12 protein-coding genes and 2 pseudogenes are annotated in these 17,677 nt (G+C 37.1%); 3 read left to right on the forward strand and 11 right to left on the reverse strand.

Translation table 11 applies throughout. The features are described 5' to 3' along the window. Positions 1 to 329 precede the first annotated feature (329 nt). The 3 genes from ACFN7Z_RS08550 to ACFN7Z_RS08560 all read right to left on the reverse strand — a co-directional run bounded on the left by ACFN7Z_RS08550 (position 330) and on the right by ACFN7Z_RS08560 (position 7,872). Positions 330 to 1,754, reverse strand: coding sequence for a hypothetical protein (locus ACFN7Z_RS08550; protein ID WP_058951988.1), 1,425 nt, complete (start codon positions 1,752 to 1,754; stop codon positions 330 to 332). Further along, on the reverse strand, positions 1,751 to 6,892 hold the full coding sequence (locus tag ACFN7Z_RS08555) for an AAA domain-containing protein (protein ID WP_395442665.1): 5,142 nt from the start codon (positions 6,890 to 6,892) through the stop codon (positions 1,751 to 1,753). Before ACFN7Z_RS08555 ends, ACFN7Z_RS08550 begins: the two co-directional genes overlap by 4 nt. Positions 6,893 to 7,653: 761 nt before the next feature. Then, positions 7,654 to 7,872: a hypothetical protein gene (locus tag ACFN7Z_RS08560; RefSeq protein WP_010326714.1), complete on the reverse strand. Its 219-nt coding sequence runs from the start codon at positions 7,870 to 7,872 to the stop codon at positions 7,654 to 7,656. 102 nt (positions 7,873 to 7,974) lie between these two features. Here ACFN7Z_RS08560 and ACFN7Z_RS08565 point away from each other — a divergent pair, with 102 nt between their 5' ends. Both ACFN7Z_RS08565 and ACFN7Z_RS08570 read left to right on the forward strand, forming a co-directional pair. After that, a complete protein-coding gene (locus ACFN7Z_RS08565; RefSeq protein WP_004979651.1) occupies positions 7,975 to 8,166 on the forward strand; it encodes a hypothetical protein in 192 nt (63 codons plus the stop codon). Positions 8,167 to 8,394: 228 nt separating this feature from the next. Continuing rightward, positions 8,395 to 8,994 (forward strand): annotated as a pseudogene (locus tag ACFN7Z_RS08570) (site-specific integrase); the annotation flags it as partial. On the opposite strand, the gene ACFN7Z_RS08575 reads toward ACFN7Z_RS08570, so the two are convergent. After that, positions 8,917 to 9,240, reverse strand: a complete 324-nt coding sequence (locus tag ACFN7Z_RS08575; protein ID WP_129556769.1) for a condensation domain-containing protein — start codon at positions 9,238 to 9,240, stop codon at positions 8,917 to 8,919. The pseudogene ACFN7Z_RS08570 and the gene ACFN7Z_RS08575 sit on opposite strands and share 78 nt — an antisense overlap. A 105-nt stretch (positions 9,241 to 9,345) precedes the next feature. Next, a complete protein-coding gene (locus ACFN7Z_RS08580) occupies positions 9,346 to 9,852 on the reverse strand; it encodes a GNAT family N-acetyltransferase (protein ID WP_004692085.1) in 507 nt (168 codons plus the stop codon). A 373-nt stretch (positions 9,853 to 10,225) separates the two neighbouring features. Here ACFN7Z_RS08580 and ACFN7Z_RS08585 point away from each other — a divergent pair. Then, positions 10,226 to 10,381 (forward strand): annotated as a pseudogene (locus ACFN7Z_RS08585) (VF530 family DNA-binding protein); the annotation flags it as partial. A 331-nt stretch (positions 10,382 to 10,712) separates the two neighbouring features. Here the strand turns inward: ACFN7Z_RS08585 and ACFN7Z_RS08590 are convergent. From ACFN7Z_RS08590 to ACFN7Z_RS08615, 6 genes are read right to left on the reverse strand one after another with little or no spacing between them, the layout of a single operon-like run. Next, positions 10,713 to 11,771, reverse strand: a complete 1,059-nt coding sequence (locus ACFN7Z_RS08590) for a 2,3-butanediol dehydrogenase (protein ID WP_010326712.1) — start codon at positions 11,769 to 11,771, stop codon at positions 10,713 to 10,715. A 21-nt stretch (positions 11,772 to 11,792) separates the two neighbouring features. Beyond that, the gene (locus ACFN7Z_RS08595; RefSeq protein WP_010326711.1) at positions 11,793 to 12,578 is read right to left on the reverse strand and encodes an acetoin reductase; all 786 of its coding nucleotides are present in this window, start codon (positions 12,576 to 12,578) and stop codon (positions 11,793 to 11,795) included. Between the two features lie 11 nt (positions 12,579 to 12,589). Continuing rightward, positions 12,590 to 13,990 (reverse strand): dihydrolipoyl dehydrogenase, encoded by a 1,401-nt coding sequence (gene lpdA, locus ACFN7Z_RS08600; RefSeq protein WP_010326710.1) that lies wholly within the window; start codon positions 13,988 to 13,990, stop codon positions 12,590 to 12,592. Positions 13,991 to 14,001: 11 nt separating this feature from the next. After that, the gene (locus ACFN7Z_RS08605; RefSeq protein WP_029575024.1) at positions 14,002 to 15,537 is read right to left on the reverse strand and encodes a 2-oxo acid dehydrogenase subunit E2; all 1,536 of its coding nucleotides are present in this window, start codon (positions 15,535 to 15,537) and stop codon (positions 14,002 to 14,004) included. A gap of 1 nt (position 15,538) precedes the next feature. Next, complete coding sequence (locus ACFN7Z_RS08610; protein ID WP_004979604.1) at positions 15,539 to 16,558, reverse strand: alpha-ketoacid dehydrogenase subunit beta; 1,020 nt, start codon at positions 16,556 to 16,558, stop codon at positions 15,539 to 15,541. 15 nt (positions 16,559 to 16,573) lie between these two features. Beyond that, on the reverse strand, positions 16,574 to 17,536 hold the full coding sequence (locus ACFN7Z_RS08615; RefSeq protein ID WP_010326708.1) for a thiamine pyrophosphate-dependent dehydrogenase E1 component subunit alpha: 963 nt from the start codon (positions 17,534 to 17,536) through the stop codon (positions 16,574 to 16,576). Positions 17,537 to 17,677: the final 141 nt, after the last annotated feature.

Here is a 17,677-nt window from a genome sequence, read left to right on the forward strand (position 1 = left end):
CTATTACTTTTATTCAAAATATTGAAATTAATAAATATATTGTAAAAATAATTTATAAACTAGATTTTAGGTAAACATAAGTTAAATAGATAATAAGTGACAATAAATTCATTAATACTGATATAGAGTAATGATTACCCTCTAGAACTGTCAAGACTTTTATTACTGAAACTGTCATTGGCATTGTTTTCAACACATATCTTAGTATAGTTATGAGTTTCCCACACCAGTTGCTCGCTTTCTATGTACTTAGTACTAGGTAAATGATATTTAGATTATTACTATATAAATGCCACACATTTGTGGCATTTATGAATTATGAGAAACTATTAACGCCTTGTAATTTTTTGGAGATGCCCGCAATTATTAGGTTCATCATACGAAGCATAACCATTTAGATATTGGTCAACAATTTTACCTATGTGATTGACAACATTAAGATCCTTTGTGAAAAAACCGATAGGCATACTTACAGGCAATCTCTCTGAATCACTCACATGGTAACTAATAGCAACGAGTTCATTTTTAATGAGTAATATTTCAACATTACCATCACAAAATCCTTCTCGTAAACCATTCAATATATTCGCATAGGGTTTAAAATGATTTAACCACTTTTTAGCAGTATTTTTATCATATTGATTCCTGATAGGTAAGAATACTTTTGCTAGTGTCCCCTTATTATCCTTAAATGCCTCTTGCAAGGTTTCAAACGCAATCCCTATTTTTGAGGTCATACCCCAAAATGGATTTGATGGTGCAATCCAAATGATTTTCGTTGAATTATTTTCCTGATTAGATCCTTTCACTCGTTTCGAAATAGTATGGATTTCTTTCTCTAATACTTTCCAATTTTCTTGCTGGTAAATTGGACCAACTAATAAATTGTAATTTACCCCATCAAATATCTCACCATTGATACCATCTTGTACATCAGTTAAATTTGTTATATGTCCCTGCTCGTTTAAGAATTGTGAAGTGTAGCAATCTTCAAATATTCCCTGAGCTTTTACAATTTCCTTTACATTGCTGACACGCTTCATTTGATCTATTTGTTCAGCGAGTAGTGAATGCATCTGATCTGAATGACTCAAATCTGAAAATTTATCTAGTAATAAGGGATCACCTTTATGATCCAATTTAAAATCTACTTTTATCCTTAATGGGCCTTTATAAGTCGGAATTACTGAATTAATCATGTATAAATGAGGTCGATGATTATCCTTGAGTACTGAATTTGGAAGGAAATTGTTTTCCGCAATCTGAAAAAACTCATCTTGAAATTTTGTTCTCACATGATCAGCTGCGTATGCTTCATGTTCTGGAGGTGCATTTATTTTTAAACCGCAAGCCCAATTTCTTATCCCGACATTTTTTTCATTTTTGAAAAAACAAAATGTAGCTAACTCAAATCTTATTTTAGCCGTACTTTCTTCAATCGAAGTCAAACTCACATCTGATGCAACATCAGTAAACAATTTCTTTGCTGAATCTGTCAAACCCAAACGACCATCAGCATTTAATTTAATAAAGTCTTGTTCAATCAAATCATCTATCGCTTCAGTTGCTTCAATCTCAGTTAATCCAAAATACACAGAGATTTGCATTTTAGTCATTGGTGCAATATTAAGCAGGCGGAGTATATATTCTCGAATAAAGGATAAACCTTTCCCTGAAACATAGGAGAAATTCACAATGAATTCTTGTGATGGTATTAAAAAATCAATTTCATGATACTTCAATTGTGCGTTCATACCATTTCTCCTTTCAAAGTTTTAGAAAAGACAAATCTGTAGCCTTCATCAATACCTTTTTCTTCCATATGCTTCACCACTTTTCCAAATGGCAGATCTCTATTCCTTCCAGTCCAAACATTCTTATTACCAACTACAATCAATCTATCCATCGCACGCGACAATGCAACATTAATTCGATTTGGCATAATCATGAAGCCAGGAGTATTAGATTTGTCAGAACGTGTGATTGAAACGATGATGATTCGATTTTCTTTGCCTTGATAACTATCCACAGTATCAATGTTGACTAGATCTTTGAAACCTTCTGGCCATGCATTCTGATTGAACAATTGCTGTAAATATCGCTTTTGTTCTGCATACATACAAATAACACCTATAGCTGCATCAGTTTTTCTAACGCTGTTAAGATAATTAATCAAAGCGTCATCTTCAGCAATCCGCTTTAAAATAGTCATAATCGCTTTTGCTTCTTCTTTATTACGAATCTTCCCTCTATTCTGTTTAACTTCTGAATGGAAGGCATCATGCCCCATATCAGATGTATCCACCCATGTTACAGTTGAACGTAATACATCAGCAGTTTGCTCATAATGCTGGGAAATAGTTCGTCCCGAAGATTCTAATTTACCTTTATAAAAAATTTCAGAAACTAGATTTCCGATAGGCGTTGCCATTCGGTATTGTGTCCAAAGAGATTCACTAGCTTGTTGGCCATAGCTTGAGTTAAATGCTCTGTCGAAATCACTTTTGAGCAAATTATCAATTTCGTCATAATTACCATATGCAAGTGAAATACCTAGTTTTCTCGCGATCACATTTTTTTGCTCAGGAGAATAATTAGGTGGGAGTTGATGGTGATCACCTACCAATAACACTCTCTTGCCTGATTGCATTGCTATAGCTAACTCACCCGATTGAGAACGAGCCGCCTCATCAATAATGACCCAGTCATATGTGTTTTCACGGATATTCAAATGACCTTGACCAATACCAACACATGTACCAATCACAAGCTGACGAGAACGTGCATAAAATTCATCATAATTTACATAGTCTCCAGAGAGCGTATCAATCATCTCTTTAGTGACTTTAGCTAATGCCAGAACACTTCGGGTTTCCTGAATATTCAATCCAAATCTAGTACTTAATGCTTTTATAATGCGATTTTTTAGTTCAAAATCTATTATGGTATTAGATGAAATTTCTACATTAAACTCATTGACACTTTGGTTGCGAATTGATGCTTCAAGTTCTTGGATTTGAGTAGCTAAGTCAAAATCAATGGTTTTATTCAGTGTGTTTGAATTTTCAACTTCATTAATATTCTTAGAGATCTTTTTCAGACGAATTAAATCATCGATTTGCTTAAATAGCTGAAGTTCAAGCTCGACCACTTTGACCATCACTTCGGATTGTAAACCTAATGCTGTAGCCAAAGAAGAAATACGAGTTTTCATCTCTGCTAAAAAGAGTTCGCGTTTTTGGGCGGTGATTGCCTTTGAAAACACATCTTTTAAACCATCTGAAACTGTGTTTTCACGATTACTAAATCGAACAACTTCAAGTGGTGTTTCCAAACGAGCACAGTGTTTACGAATACGCTCTGCAGCATTATTTACCGCCTCATGTGACTGACTCACCAAAAGAATATTTTTTACATTTTGCTTTTCAATCAAATAGTGTACAAATGCTGCAATAAATTCAGTTTTACCTGTGCCTGGTGGACCTTGTAACAATGAAAGTGGACCACTATTGATCAATCTTTGAAAAGCTTTTTTTTGCTGAAGGTTTAGACTAATTTGATTGCCATGATCATCTTTTCGGTTATAACGATCGAAATCTTCATCTTTAACTTTTATGTCATAATAATTCGCTGTTAGCTTACATTCTGGATCAAACAATTCAGCCAAATCTGAAATAATGCTCTGTTTATTTAGAATACGTTCAATTGCGTATTTACGTTTTCTTAATGATGCATTACTTTGCATCGAGCGAAAATAAATCACACTCCCTTCTTCTGGAGGATAGCGAGTATTTCTGACCTTAGTAATATGTACTTCATGAAGATTCGATGCCTTTAAATCCACCTCACCCAATTTAAACTCTTTCGTAAATTCTTTTGCTAATTCATCATTGTATTCAATATCTTCTATTTTTTTACCCTCAGCCTTCAAAGCCTTGTGGTCTATTTTGTTAATAAATGCAAACACCTTATCTGTATCTGAATCATCAAAACTTTCTAAAGGATCCTTTACTGCATCGTAAGGACATATAAATGTATTGTCTTTCACAAATGCTGTGTCTTTAAGCTCAATTGATGGTGAGGCATCAATTTCTGCATCTAAAATCGCAGTCCATAATTTATGGGTATCCAGTTTTTTTGACGCCTGTTTTAAAGGAATATCCTGTCGCTGATTTTCAGGGGCATCGCTCGAAATAACAATTGGTTGTATAGATAGCTCAGGAATAACATTTGATTCAAATACCTGAAAAGTATCATTTTTTTCAAATAATGATATTTCATTCTTTTTCTGATCTGCTTGTAGTTGTTTAGCTATATGTTCTTTAAGCGCAGAGTCTACAATGTCGATAAAGTCGGTTTGTGTATTAAGAAAATTGACAAGCTCAGTATAGTTACGTTGATCAGATGCCTTGATCTGTATCTCAACATTTAAGCTTGCTTGGCTATTCTCTTTTTCTTTTGCTGATAGATAATCTTTTTTACGAGGGGCCATACCACCAAAGATTGATCTGTTACCGCGACTTGAATCATATTGCAATGAATATGTGCCACCAATTCCATTAAACGTTAAGCTCGCTATATGCTCATGTCCCTCAGTACGAGCTGATATCCCAACATACATCTGCATATTTTCAGGATAAATCGTAAAACTTTCGCTCACACGATTATCATATACAGTAATAATTTTCTTGGATTTATGACCTAACCTATCAAAAGCTTGCTTAAATCTCGCAATTCCTTTGAAGCCAAATTCTTCATCTTTCAATTCATTCTGAATTGCTTCAGCCAATATTGGATAATTTTCTGATCCCTCACCAAAAGTAAAGCATAGAATCTCGCTCGCCAATTTCATCACTGCATAATTATCACGCTGATAAGCATCAACATCGTATTGCTCTGGTGCATATTGAGTATTTCTAGATTCTTCTCCAGATAAATTAAAATCTGGTATATCAATGAGGTAGATTTGCCCACTATTTTTATCTAATAAAATGTTCTCATCGTGCAAATCACCATGTGATACGTGAGCTTCGTGTAGATCATCAATCGCTGAAATGAGTTTCCCAATATCCGCTAACCGTTCTTCATTGCTTATGTCACAATTCACATCCACATATTGCTGATATTTCTGACGCCAAGATTGGCTATCAGCAAGATACTCTGTCACAAGAAATAGACTCGAAGATTTTTGTGCAATTCCAAAGTCTTCTATTCGTGGAATATACGGAGAATTGATAGCTTTTAGCTTGTCAATTTTCTTGATGAATTTATGTATTTGAAAACCTTCTAAATCGGAGGCGTTAATTCCACCAGTGTTGAGCCAGGCCTTAACAAGCAATCCGTTAGAGCAGTACACTTCCTTTTCATCAGTTTCAACAAAGAAATCTATGTCATCGTCAGGTTTAAATTGACGAGAATGATTAATACTATTGCGATATGGCTCTATTAAATTTGCATCGAAAGTGATTATTTCAGCACGCTTAGGCTCTGCCGCATGAAATGCTGTAGTAAATTCCGAGGCATCTTTAAAGCTCTTGTTATAAATTGCGTCATAAAGTACCGGAGCATAGAACGCAGCACTATTCTTTAAGTTATTTTGTAATGACTGTAGACTGCCTTCTGAAATACGCTCCTTATGTAACAGATGCCAAAGCATAATTGCCAAAGCATAAACATCAGACTCAAAGGGTGTGTTGAATTTTGGATTCTTACTTTCAGTTCCGACTGCTTCTATTGCACCGACAGCCAGTTGCTCACGATAATCGCCTACTGTTCCTGCAGGTTTAAAATACGCACATGCCAAATTAGAGATTACAACTGATTTCGATTGAGAGAGCCACAGACTATGAGAATTAATATCACGGTGTGCAACTGTTACCTTATGTAATGATTCAAATTGCGACATTATGATCTTAGCAATTTCAAGTAAATCTATTTCGCTATATAAACTTGCATATTTACCAATAAATTCGTTAAAACGAAAATGATTAGTCGGGAACTCAAACAATTCTGCACTTGTCGTAGTAACCTCATCTTGGTCAAACGGGGTCAATGACCTCAAACAATGGTTCCAAAGTTCTTGGTTATGAGTTTTTAAATATTGCAGAACATTGCGCTCTCTTGAAACTATTTGTCCTCGTCCATCTGGAGTTAATCCTTTCACCCCTGATACTTTACTAAAGTCCCACCAGCGAAGGAGTGCTTCATTTTTAAATTGCCCTTTGGTGACTGCATAATATTCTTTATAAATGCCGTTTGGATGATCAAAAATCGTATCTGCAGCTGTATAACCACCAACATTCAATGACCTAGCATTAGTTTGATTTCCCAAAAATAATTCATCAAATATATCGAAATCTTTATTTACCGTACGTTGCATCGGGTGGGTTATCGGAAATTTATCGTTGAACTCAGATGTATTGGCAAGTTTTAAGAAGTCATCCAGTGAAATTGTAAATTCTTTATCAACACCCTGTAGCTGACTAAAGTCTGCATTACCAGTCATCACAACAAGATATTTAATGAATGGTACTCGCCCTTTGTTAGTAAATTTATTCTTATATTTTTCTAATTTGTTCTGTAATGTAAATACCTTGTTCTTTGTCACTGATACAGGAGAAGTCCCCATATCGCGATCACCTTTATACCAACGACCATTAACAGAAGTAACAGGTTGATGATTCCAATCTTTAAGCTCCACAATGATCGCATTGCAATGCGTCACAATAACAAGATCGAATTCACCTTCTTTACCTTTTGAATTAGTAAAGCGAAATCCCGCATAACCTTTCCATGGAAACATCTTGCCTTGTTTAGTAAAAGCAGCTCTAATTTTTTCGATAGCGATGATTTCTTGCGATTGAAGACCGCCTTCCCAAATTTTTATGTCCAAAATACCCTCTTAAAATCTCAAAGTTGAAATTTATTAAATACTTACAATGAAGTCACTATAAATTGCTAAAAGAAATTTTTCTATCAGTATTTAGAATTAAATATTCAGCTATTTTTCGTGGATGTTAAGAAATCAAGTACGGACAGTAACCACTAAAAAAGAAGAGTCTTTAGAACTTTTTATAGACTTTAATTTTAGAAAATATTGTATTACAGGACAGGTTCATGAACCAATAAAATCGATATATAAGTATATAATTACATAAGATATTAATTTTATTGAATTTTAAAAATTTAATTAATTATGAAGTAGACTTTAGGTAAACATAAGTTAAATAGAATATCCAAGACTGTAGCCTACGCAACCTCAGTTGGTGCTACAGCTCGACATTGTGAATCTCAGTAAAATTATATTCACAATGCCGAGTACGCTAATGAACATAATATACGTTATGCCGAAATCTACGCGCGCAGCCTATCGATGTGATGATCTAACTTAATAAAAAACTGTTTGAGCTGATCTATTTCTTTATCGTTATCTAATTCTGAATTTTGCAGTTGTTCTAGCACAGTCTCCAGTAGATCGCGCATGTACACATAGTCAGCCTTGGTTAAAACGCCCTTTGATCTGTCATAGCTTCCAGTTTTGTACAAATGTGGGTTTACACGCATAAATCTTTACCGGCATCTTATTAATGGGGGTATCTAAAAATCCCATTCCCCACGTACAAACTTGCGGTATTGATTGTTTTTTGTTCAACATTATTCAATCCCCATATCACGCATGATGTCGTTTTCTTGTTTTAGTGAATCGCAGTACTCAGCAACTTTTGCAGAACGATAGCCCCACTCTGTCATGACCATTTCAATGTGAAAAAGAACCATCTCTGATTCGTAAGCAGGATTTCCCCCGACAATTAATTGACATGCACGGTCGAAAATAATCTTAGATACGTCTTCAAAAGCTTGTTCTTTAGTCATTTGTAATTTGTCACAAGTTACATTTGACTGAAAAATAATATGTCAGATGTTACAAAACAACATGTAATACGATATAAATTACAAATCACATGGAGCAACTAAATGTCCACTACAGTTAGAATTCGAGATGAAGAGGAAGAAATGCTTCAGGAACTTACTTTAAATATGATGATTGAAACGAAGTCACGCATAAAAGAATCTGATGTTCTTCATACACTTATAAGAAAACATCTAAAAGATATAAAAACTTCCGATGTAATGAAATATCGTGAAGAAGTACTAAAAAAAGACTGATAATCTATGTCGATCCAGACTATTAGATTTATAAATAAAAAAGGGCGAATTTATCGCCCTTCTCTTTTGCGCTTGATGTCGCATAACGTAATTTTATGTTAAATCCGATACACCTAACCATAACTTCATATCCTTCTTACTTAAACCAAAATTCAATAACTTAAGTGATTTCTATTTCACTTATAAAATATGATATGTTTACCTTGAGAATACTTCATAAACTTTACTATGTTTGCTTTAAAAACAATTCATTTAGAAAAGAAAGTCTCAAACGAAAATCAAATTATTCTTTTATTTGATCTAAATTCATCTTGTCCATGTTTGTACCCTATGCTGTACACAATGAAATTCCTTAGATTTCAAAGCATATCCACACAGCATGCAGATTTAATCGCAATAAAATTTTGGTATGAATTTTGGCATGAAAAGTTTTCAACATCCTTTTGTGAGTCGTTCTACTCGACATCCTACAATTTTGAGATCATTCAAGGTGAAATTGATAATTTCATTGTCTATTTAGAAAATAATAAAAAAGTTGATAGCAATCTTATTCGGCTAAGAAATACAGACCATACCAATTACACAACAATTGGTCATAGAATTAGATCCTTTCTAAAGTTTTACAACTTTTTGATTGATGAATACTTAAGCATCCAATCACAACCACAACTCACGTTAAAAGAAATTCAAAAAATTAAAGAAAACTTGAATAAATATATGACAATAAAGAAAAAAATTATAAATAACTTTTCAAAAGCCAATAAAACAATTAAAAGTGAGATAAATCATAATTTTAAGAGCATGAATCAGGAAATGATTAAAGGATTGTGCTGCAATGGTTTGTACTAAAAACTGGTCAGATATATTAAATGTGGTACGAAATATCTCATGACGACGCACAATTTCATTCAAGGCAGCTAGCATCTCTGGTATTTGAACTTGCCCAATTAGTCGAGTCATCGCAGATATATTATTAAATTCATTAACACATTTGACCTCCTCCTTGGACAGAAATTGCTCTTGTTCAAATGAAAGAGGAAAAAAATTAGTTGAATTTTTAATTAATGACTTCATTAATTATACTTCCAAAATTAATTTAATAGTACTCAACATATTCACCTACTAAATAGTAGAATATAATCTTGCACATTTTGATTTTTGACCAGTTCCTAATGCAAATTAAAATAATGCGGAACATTCCATTTTTTGATTTTTTTCACCAGAACTAAGTGGTAAAACCTCCCACTCAGATATAAAAACAAAACCATGTCTAGAATAAACATCAACAGCTCTAGAGTTTCCAGGTGATACACTTAATACAATCCTATTGTGCCCTTTAGAAATCGCTAGCTCCTTAATAGTAGAGATCAAAATATCTGCAATTCCCTTTCCACGAAATTTAGGATTTACCCACATCGCCACTAAGTTAAAATCATGAGCTGAATTTTGTATCCCGCCAACAATTCCAATAGCTTGGGTATCTTTGATTGCTAAAATATATTGATATTTAGTTTTATGCGCAGCCCTATCACGCCATTCAGATTCACTATATTTCTCAACAATGGCATAAGTGGCAGAAAAAACATCGGGACTATCTAGAAGTGACTCCAAACGAACTGTTTTAAGAATTTCCCAGTCTTCTTCTATAGTAAGACGTACCTCTATTTCATCCAAACCTTGACTCATTTAACACCTCTAAAGAATTCTTCTAAAAGTAGTAGATAATTAATTTAACTAACAACTCGATACTTTAAACATTTCGATATAACCAATATATTATTCAGCCATATTAGGTCTTTATTTCAATAAAATTAAACAATTTAAACCACCAACTTATCCGAACCCATAATTACAACCAAACCACCCTCAAGTTAATAATTTACACTTTCAAATAATTAGCACTATAAAAAACAAAAAAAATTAAGATAGTAAAATATATTTAACACGTTAAAATTCAAAAAACTCAACTTTATAAAAATACATACCCCTCACATCAAACCATTTTACACTAGTGGTTTTTTAAAATTAAAACATTTGAAATCATAACAACCTCTTCATTGAAGGCTTAAGTCGTAAAATTGAAATTAGATGTTTTTGCATAGATCCAAGTGTTAAGTCATCATTGCGATTTTTACGTACCACACCATGGGCACGTGAAAAAGTAGAAAGCTTATATTTGTATGTCTTATGCCAAAAAGCCAAACAGAAATCGTAGCTTTCAAAACCCCAACCTCAGTCTAATATTTTATACCAAACAGTAAACTAAACCTATTGAATAGCCAATGATTTTGTAGACATCTTTTAATTGGTGGTGGGCTGCCACCACTCTCCTAGCAAAATTTAGTCTATATCCCTATGGTTTATTTAAAAAACTTATTTTCTATCTTTACTAGGCTGTATGATCAAAATCATACTGGCACTCAACACTTTAAATTTGAGAATGAATCTGTAAGTACAGAGTCACTCCCTATCGCTAAAGATATTAGAAATAGCTACATAAAGTTTATTTCTAGCTTATTCAAATTTGTCGTTAAAATTAGGTTTTACTACGGATGAACAATAATTTTTACTGCAGACTCATTATTATGAATCAGCGTTTCAAAGCCTTTAGAAACAAGATCATCTAATGCAATACGTTGGGTAATAAAAGGTTCTAGATTAATCTTACCTTGCTCGACTAAGCGGATGGTTTCCTGATGGTCATTGACATAAGCAATCGTGCCACGAATATCTAGCTCTTTCATAACCACACTATGCACATTAATTGTGGCAGGATGGCTCCAAATCGAAACGATAACGACCACACCAGTTGGTTTCATCGCCGCCACCAGTGTATCCATGACTTTATTAACACTACTACATTCAAAAGCGACATCAACACCACGGTCTTCCGTAATTTTCATCACTTCAGCGACCACATCAACCTTAGATGGATCTAGCACATAATCTGCAACACCCGCTTCTATCGCTTTTTCTTTACGCTTTGCACTCAATTCAGTAATGATGACCGTGAGACCTTTAGCCTTTAAAATGGCTGATAAAAGTAAGCCTATAGGGCCTGCTCCACCAACCAGTGCTATATCGCCAGCTTTTGCACCACTTCTGACATAGGCATGATGACCGACAGATAAAGGTTCTATCAATGCGGCCTGATCTAAGGGAATATCATTTGAAATAGGATGTACCCAACGTCGTTGAACTGCAATTTTTTCAGAAAGACCGCCGCCACGTCCGCCTAAACCAATAAAGTTCATATTTTTTGATAAATGATACTTATCATTCAGGCCAGTCGGGACATCATCCGCAATAATATAGGGTTCAACTACGACATGTTGTCCAATTTGGATATCGTCTACACCCTCACCAACTGCATAAACTACGCCTGAAAATTCATGTCCCATTGTTACAGGTGCAGATTCTCCCGAAATTGGATGTGGATGACCACAAGGTGGAATAAAAATAGGGCCTTCCATGAATTCATGTAAATCTGTACCGCAAATACCGCACCATGCAACTTGAATTCCAACTGTGCCTGGAAGTACTTTCGGTTCAGGGATATCTTCAATTCGAATATCCCCTCGATCATAAAAACGAGCTGCTTTCATTGTGTATTCCTTATGTTGATATTAACGGTAAACCATTCCACCATCTGTCAAAATAGACTGACCTGTAATATAGTTTGCATCCTCGCTGGCTAAAAATGCAACTAATGCAGCCACGTCATCTGGTGTTTCAGCACGTCCTAAAGCAATACCATCTACATATTTTTTATACGTTTGACCAATTGGTGCACCTGTAATTTCAGAGAACCGCTGATCTATTTCGACCCACATGTCTGTACCAACAACACCCGGACAATAACTATTTACAGTAATTTCAACACTGGCATATTCTTTAGCCGCAGCTTGCGTCAATGCACGAACTGCAAATTTAGTTGCCGAATAAACACCGAGTAAAGCAAAGCCTTCATGACCTGCTATTGAGCATGCATTAATAATTTTTCCAGCCTGTTGGCGTTGTTTAAATTTATTTGCTGCGGCTTGAATCCCCCAAAGTACACCACCGACATTGATGTTCATAATTTGGTTAAATTCACTCGGCGTTACTTCTGCCAAAGCTTTGACTTGTGCAATACCTGCATTATTAATCATGATATCAAAGCCATTAAGTGTCGATTCTGCATGATTAATAGCGTCACTGATTTGTATTGGATCTGAAATATCCGCAATAAATGTGGTGGCTTTTACGCCAAAGGCTTCAACCTCTTGTTGAACAGTATTTAACTTTTCTTGGTGAAGATCGACCAATCCAATATGAACACCTTCTTGTGCTAAACGTAAGGCAATACCGCGTCCAATACCTTGTGCCGCACCCGTAATTAATGCAACTTTATTGTTTAAACCTCTAGGCATGTTGCGACTCCTTAAATATGGATTGCACGTTGCATCGCCGACAAGACCGACTCATGCATCGCCTCAGACAAAGTAGGATGAGGGAAAATGACCTGCGCTAAGCTTTCATCTGTAGCTTCTAGGTATTTCGCGATGGCAAACCCTTGAATGTGTTCGGTGACTTCATGTCCAACCATGTGAGCACCCAACAATTCACCTGTTTCCTGACTAAAAATGGTTTTAACAAATCCTGCGCTATCGCCCAAAGCCAATGCTTTACCATTCGCTTGTAAAGGAAACTTACCCACATTGATATTCAAGCCCGCAGCTTTCGCTTTCTGTTCTGTCAAACCAATACTGGCCACTTGCGGATGGGTAAAGATACAGCCCGGAATTTGTGTACGATCTAAAGCATGTACATGACTTAGGCCTGCAATTTTCTCCACACAAAGAATGGCTTCATGACTGGCTTTGTGTGCCAAACACGGTGCGCCTGCGACATCACCAATTGCATAAATGCCCACTACATTGGTTTTACACCATGAGTCGACTTTAATAAAACCATTCTCAAATTCGATTCCCAAAGCTTCTAGGCCAAGATTTTCAGCATTCGGTTTCACGCCAATAGCTGAAAGCACCTTTTCAACAGTAATTATTTGCACACCTGTGGCAGTTTCAATATGACAATGTACTTGAGCCTGATCAGTTTCTATTTTTTTTACAGTCGCTTCGGTTAAAACCTGCATACCCTGCTGTTCAAATTGCTTTTGTACATACTTCGCAACTTCAATGTCTTCGCTAGGGAGAATCTGCTTGGCAATATCAACCAAGGTGACTTGGCAGCCTAAGTCTTGGTATAGGCTTGCAAATTCACTGCCTATAGCACCCGAACCAATGACCAGTAAAGATTTTGGTAATTGTTCTGGAACTAAAGCCTCTTTATAACTCCAGACCTGATGGCCATCTACAGGAATATGAGGCAAATTGGCCGCACGTGCGCCTGTTGCGACAATAATATGCGGTGCAGAAATCTGCTGTTTTTGACCATTCGCATCTGTAAGCTCTAATTGCTCTTTGGCAATAAACTGGGCTGCTGAGTTAAAAACAGTGATTTGATTTTTTTTCAATAGTTGACCGATACCTTGCACGAGTTGCTCAGAAACCTGTCTGCTATGATGGACCAGTTTTTGAATGTCAAAATCAATCGCGTTAAGCGTAAAGCCAAACTGCCCAGAATGTTTGAACTGCTGCGCAAGCGCAGCCCCGCTCAATAATGCCTTGGTTGGAATACATCCCCAATTAAGACACACTCCGCCTAAGTGTTGTTTTTCAACGATTGCCGTTTTTAATCCCAGTTGCGCTGCGCGAATCGCAGCGACATATCCTCCAGGACCAGCACCAATAACCACAAGATCAAATTGTGTATCTGACATGGCTATTCCTCCTACACCAAAATTAATGCAGGATTTTCGACAAACTGCTTAAATGCCGATAAGAATTGAGCACCCAACGCACCATCAATGACACGATGATCACAAGACAATGTTGCGGTCACCATTTCACGAACAACAATCTCATCATTTTCAACGACAGCACGTTTCTCTGCTGCACCTAAGGCTAGAATTGCACCTTGAGGCGGGTTAATAATTGCATCAAACTGTGGAATACCAAGCATGCCCAAATTGGAAATACTGAAACTGCCCCCTTGAAACTCATTAGGTGCCAATTTTCCAGTTTTGGCACGTGTCGCCAGATCACGCATATCATTGGAAATTTGCGCCAAAGATTTACGGTTCGCTGCTTTAATAATTGGCGTGATCAGTCCATTTTCGATGGCTACAGCAACCGAAATATCAGCCTGTTCAAACTGTAAAATCTGCTGATTCTCTTCATCAAACTGAACATTAACTTGTGGAACTTTAATCAGTGCAGCAGCAGCAGCTTTAATCAGCATATCGTTAATGGACAGTTTGACTTGCGGTACAGTACTGTTAATTTGCTGACGCAAAACCTGAACCGACTCAACATTTAAGTCTATCGTTAAGCGAAAATGTGGTGCATTGCGTTTTGCCGCTTGTAGCCGTGCAGCGATTGCTTTACGCATACCATTCATAGCTACGGTGGTGAATTTTGCAGACTCTGTTGGATGCGCATACTCAGTATGTTGAGCTTGTACAGGATTTTCCCGTTGATATACAGCTTCAACATCTTCCTTACAGACTCGTCCACGTGAACCTGATGCGCGACAATCATGCAAATTAATGCCCCATTGTTTTGCCAAACGGCGGGCAACAGGTGTCGCTAGAACATAACTGTCATCTGCTTTAGATTTCGCGGCTTTCGTGCTGGCTTGATGACGTACATCTGGCCAAGAACCACCAGCAGCTTGAACTGCGGCCTGAATATCTTGAACACTGATACGGCCTTCACGTCCAGAACCCGTAATCTGAGCCAAGTTTACATTATGCTTTTCAGCCAATTTCAAGGCATGTGGCGTTGCAAAAATATCATCGCTTTGTTGGTAGCCTTGTAACTCATCAGGAATAGAATATCCGCCCTGAGTCACCGCTTTTGATCCATTATCAACACTGTTCTGTTTAGGAGCAGCTTGTACTTTGGTTTCAACTTGAGCCACATCGACTTTTTCAGGAACCGCTGCTACCGCTTTATTTTCAGTTACAGCAGGTGTTCCACCTAAAGACTGTGCAAATGCTTCAACTTCTGCATCGGAAACTTGAGCGTCTGCACAAATTGCAATGATTCCACCTACGACCAGTGTGTCACCATCGTTAGCAATAATTTTTCGTAGCAGGCCATCAAAAGGTGCCTCCAATACATTGACGATTTTTGTGGTTTCAATTTCACAAATTTCCTGTCCTTTACTAAATTGGGTACCTTCCTGAATCAGCCATTGGGCAATCGTACCCTCTTCCATGGACAAACCCCATTTTGGGATTTCTAAAGTTTTAATTTCGCTCATCCTAAGCCTCCAACGTCTTGCGTACAGCCTGTTCGATGCGTTCTACACTAGGTAGCCATTCTTTTTCTAGTACTGGTGAAAATGGTACGGGTGAGTGTGGTGGAGTGACTAATTCGATTGGTGCTTTAAGATAATGAAAGCCTTTCTGGGCAATAAGCGCAGCCACATCATGTCCGAAACCACAACGTGCTGCTGATTCATCTACAATCACCACACGACCTGTTGAAGCTACTGACTCTAAAATGCCATCTTCGTCTAATGGTGAAATGGTTCTAGGGTCAACCACTTCAACCGAAATGCCTTCTTTTGCGAGCTTATCAGCGACTTCATTGGCACGATGCACCATCAAACTTAAGGCAATAATGGTGATATCTGTGCCTTCACGGGTGTAATTTGCGACACCAAAAGGAATGGTGTAGGCCTCATCTGGTACTTCGCCCTTAATGTCATATAACAACTTGTGTTCACAAAAGACTACTGGGTCATCATCTCGAATGGCTTGAATCAACAACCCTTTCACATCATAGGCGCTCGAAGGCACCACCACTTTTAAACCAGGCACTGAGGCAAATACGTTATATGGCGACTGAGAATGCTGTGCTGCTGCAGAAAAACCTGCACCAATCATGCCACGTACAACGAGTGGCGCTTTGGCTTTGCCACCAAACATATAGCGGAATTTAGCCGCTTGGTTATACAGCATGTCATAACACACGCCGTAAAAATCCATGAACATTAAATCTGCCACAGGTCTTAAACCCGTTGCAGCAGCACCTGCCGCCATACCAATAATCGCAGATTCTGTAATTGGAGTATCAATGACTCGCTCAGAACCAAATTCAGTCCATAAGCCTTTGGTCACGCCAAGCACACCGCCAAAACCTTCCAGTTTATTGTCATCGGTATTTTTGCCACCATGCCCACCACGAACATCTTCACCAACCACAATGACACTTGGGTCTCGGCGCATTTCTAATTCAATTGCTTCTTTAATTGCGTTTCGATAACTTTTATTTGGCATTTTTCTACTATTCCTTTAGTAAGAGACATAAACATCAGTAAGTAACTGAGAGACTTCTGGGTACTTAGCTGCACGTGCTTTTGCAACGGCATCGTCTACATTGGCTTTAGACTGGGCATCAATCGCATCTAGCTTGGCTTCGTCAATTTTGCCTTTGATTTTTTCACGGAATATTTTCAATGGGTCTTTATGTTCTTTGACATAATCCAGTTCTTCTTTGGAACGGATAAGCCCCGGATCACCTTCAAAATGTCCATAAAAACGGTTTGTTACCGTTTCAATCACACTCGGACCTTCACCACAGCGGGCACGTTCAATGGCTTTTTGTGCAACTTCATACACAGCAAAAAAGTCTGTTCCATCTACTTTTTCAGCGGGTAAGCCAAAACCTGCTGCTCGGCCTGCAATGTCTTTACTGCCTACGGCATAGTCGTGTGCAGTGCCTTCACCAAAACCGTTGTTTTCAAAAACAAAAATGACAGGGAGCTTTAACACGACAGCCATATTAATGGCTTCAAAAGTTAAGCCCTGATTTGATCCGCCATCACCGGTAAAAGATAGACCAATCCCACCATTTTTCAGTGTTTTAGCACTTAAAGCTGCCCCAATAGCCAAAGGTGGACCACCACCCACAATACCGTTTGCACCGAGCATGCCTTTATCTAAGTCCGCAATGTGCATTGAGCCGCCTTTACCACGACACAAACCATCATCTTTGCCAAAAATTTCTAACATCATGGCATGAATGTCACAGCCCTTGGCAATACAATGTCCATGACCACGATGCGTTGATGTAATGAAGTCCTTGTCTGTTAAATTTTCACAGATCCCTACGGCAACAGCTTCCTCGCCGCTATATAAATGGATGAAACCGGGAATATCACCTGTATTATTTTCATCGTGAAGTCGATCCTCAAATTCACGAATGTCGCGCATTCTTTTGTATGCTGCTAGCAATTGCTCTTCCGTTAATTGCATATCTTTGTTCCTTATTAACTACGCTTAAAAGAAAATCCAAAAATTAATGGTTGAATTTTTAAACCGTATATTTATATAAATATATTTTTATTTAATTTCATATTAGACTAAAAAAAAATAATGCATAAAAAGATGAGAAAA

Source organism: Acinetobacter sp. P1332, from assembly GCF_044057475.1.
GTDB classification, from domain to species: domain Bacteria; phylum Pseudomonadota; class Gammaproteobacteria; order Pseudomonadales; family Moraxellaceae; genus Acinetobacter; species Acinetobacter johnsonii.